Source organism: Anaplasma phagocytophilum (genome assembly GCF_023476575.1).
GTDB lineage: Bacteria > Pseudomonadota > Alphaproteobacteria > Rickettsiales > Anaplasmataceae > Anaplasma > Anaplasma phagocytophilum_A.
In genome coordinates this window covers 1-2,799 of the sequence record NZ_JAHLEX010000122.1, presented here as the reverse complement: position 1 = coordinate 2,799, position 2,799 = coordinate 1, and the positions used below count along the sequence as shown (strand labels likewise).

Annotated in this window: 2 protein-coding genes; both read left to right on the top strand. The window is 38.8% G+C overall.

The window, feature by feature from the left end:
• Nucleotides 1-713: 713 nt before the first annotated feature.
• Nucleotides 714-1,022, top strand: coding sequence for a hypothetical protein (locus KPX09_RS04925; RefSeq protein WP_346017244.1), 309 nt, complete (start codon nucleotides 714-716; stop codon nucleotides 1,020-1,022).
• Between the two features lie 161 nt (nucleotides 1,023-1,183).
• Nucleotides 1,184-2,563 carry an NAD(P)H-hydrate dehydratase gene (locus KPX09_RS04920; RefSeq protein WP_249549251.1) on the top strand — a complete coding sequence of 460 codons (1,380 nt, stop codon included), beginning with the start codon at nucleotides 1,184-1,186 and terminating at the stop codon, nucleotides 2,561-2,563.
• Nucleotides 2,564-2,799: the final 236 nt, after the last annotated feature.

Below are 2,799 nucleotides of genomic sequence, written 5' to 3'. Positions count from 1 at the left end.
TGCTGGTATATATCATAATGCGCACACTAGGTAACTTAGTCGCTGTTATCTCCCATAGATAAATCTTTGCAGGGCACAATTATTAACGAGTTGCAAAGTTGCCTTCGTCGCTTCGTTATAAACACTACACCTGAGCATCATAAAACCTCTAACTTGATTAGAATTCTCTAATGCTAAAAATTCGTACCACAAATTGTGCTGTTCGGTTCAATTATAAAACACTGATATGCTACTTTTTTACCTGATAGCTTACTACTTTGAGTGAGTATCATAGCACGTGCATGCTTCTTTTATTATGAGAGATATCTTGAAGAGATTAGGCGTGCCTTTCTGATATCTATTACTTGCTCCAAGATCAACGCGGGACTACTAATGCAGCGCATCTTATAAAGCCCGGTATGTGTGTAATATTGGGAATTCATCTTTCAGCAGGAGAGTCACAGTAAGTAACAAGGGTAATATCTCTTCCATATGTTACTTCTCCGTTGTACTAGATGTTCTCCTTGGAAGGATAATACTTTATGGTATTACAGTACATGTTTTCCTTCACACCATGAGTATGTAGTTAATACATTGTATCTCCTGACATAGTATCTGCATTGTGCATTATAAAATGTATTTATCCTGAGAGATATAACAGAAACCTCTTTACGGAGAAATGTTGTATAATGTACTCCATAAATGTATGCTAATCGGGAATATTTTTCATCATAATGCACATGAATATTTCTGAAATTTACCCATCATCTAATAAAATATACATTAATTGCACTTTATATCCGAATGTTAAGGTCGGAATGCGCCAAATCAATATTAGAAATTCTTCACTACCTTTCCTTCTTTACGATACTGCTGGTCCTTATACTGATTGTGCTATTAAGATCAACATAACTGAAGGAATATCTAATAAATTAAGGCAAGATTGGATAGCTCGCAGGAATGATACCTACCCTATACGTAAGGCTAGGACTATTTCTGATAGTCGAAGTACAAAGGCTTTATCAGTGCCATTAATATTGTGATATATGTGGAAATGCACATGTTTACTGCTTGCATTTATATCTCAGTCTAGCCATGCTTAGTAGAGAGAAAATTATACTAAGGGGAAGATTATAGATAGAGTATGTAAGTTTGTAGCATAACTTGTTATATTTACACTAAGCTGTCTTTCTAGGTGTACGTAGTGCATAGAATTCTCTCTGTTAACCAATTTAGAATATGTGAACAGGGTTCTTCTATGTCAGAGGAGGAACTGATTTCTCGTGCTGGCACTACAGTAGTACAAGAGTTAGTATCTCGCTTTCCTAAGTCACCAGTATTGGTGCTGTGCGGGCCGGGAAATAATGGAAAAGATGGTGTGGTTGTTGCTAATCTTCTACGTGATAAGGGATGGTCTGTTAGACTACTGTGCTATCGAAGTAACACACCCAGTGGATTTACATTAGAGCTAGGTAGTTTTGTCCTGGAAGAACCCTTAATTATAGATTCTATTTTTGGGATCGGATTGTCTAGACCATTGGAAGAGGATTTGTCATCTATAGTGCAGCAGATAAATGCCAGTGGTAAATTTGTAGTATCTGTGGATATCCCTACTGGTATAAATAGCGACACAGGTGAAGTAATGGGATCAGCAATCAAGGCTGATCTTACCGTTACGTTTTCTTGCTTGAAGCTCGGACATGTAATATCACCCGGAAGACAACATTCTGGTGTTGTATGCGTTAAGGACATAGGTTTAGAAGCATGTGATTCTAAAGCCTCCCTTAATTCTCCAGCGTTATGGAAGGAATCCATTGTGAGCTTAAGCTATAAGTCACATAAGTACAATAGAGGTTATGCTGCTATCTGTTCTCTGGGGTTTAGATCTATAGGGGCTGTAAAATTGGCTTCTCTTGCAGCATTGAGAACTGGCCCTGGAGCAGTTGCTGTTGCGTGCAAGGAGGATGAAGTTGCATTATATGCTAGCACACTTCTCTCGGTGATGTATAAATCCTATGAAGAGGTTATGAGTGATAAAAAAGTCACTGCTGTCTTGATAGGGCCTGGCGGTGAATTATCAGACGCTTCTATAAAAAACAAAGTACTTAATGTATTGGAGAGTGGTAATAGGGGCTACGTGCTAGATGCTGGGGCCTTGTCGGTTTTTAAGGATTGCAGTGATATTTTGTTTAAGAGTATAAATGAAAAGCGAGTGGTGCTTACGCCGCATGAAGGAGAATTCGAGCGTCTTTTTCCAGGATTAAAAGGCACTGTTGTAGAGCGTGCGATAGCAGCGGCAGAAATCTCAAATGCTATTGTGGTGTTAAAGGGACATGATACTGTCATAGCTTCTCCCGAGGGTAGGATTGTAGTGAATAACAATGCTCCATGTGCGTTGGCGACAATAGGTAGTGGCGATGTATTGGCAGGGATGATTACGGGGTTAATAGCAGCGGGAATGAATGAGTTTGATGCTGCTTGTTGCGCTGTATGGGTACATGGAGAATGTGGTAAGAAATACAGATTAGGTTTAATTGCTGAAGACATAATAAGTAAAATTCCCGAAGTATTGTCTGCGCTATAGAAGCGCTTTAGAGTATTGATGCTTATTTTTTTTGTTCAAGCATTCTACTCTGCACCCGGCTCATCTTGAATTTTGCTGCAGTTTTTTCAAAAATTAGTTAGGTGGCCTATGTATAGAATCCCCAACACATGCATGATGCTCTCCTAGTGATTCTGATTTTGCTTGTACGTATACTTTAGAGAATTGCGTTATGCCTTTATGGGGAAGTAGAGTTATTTTTAGTGAGCAATATAAGC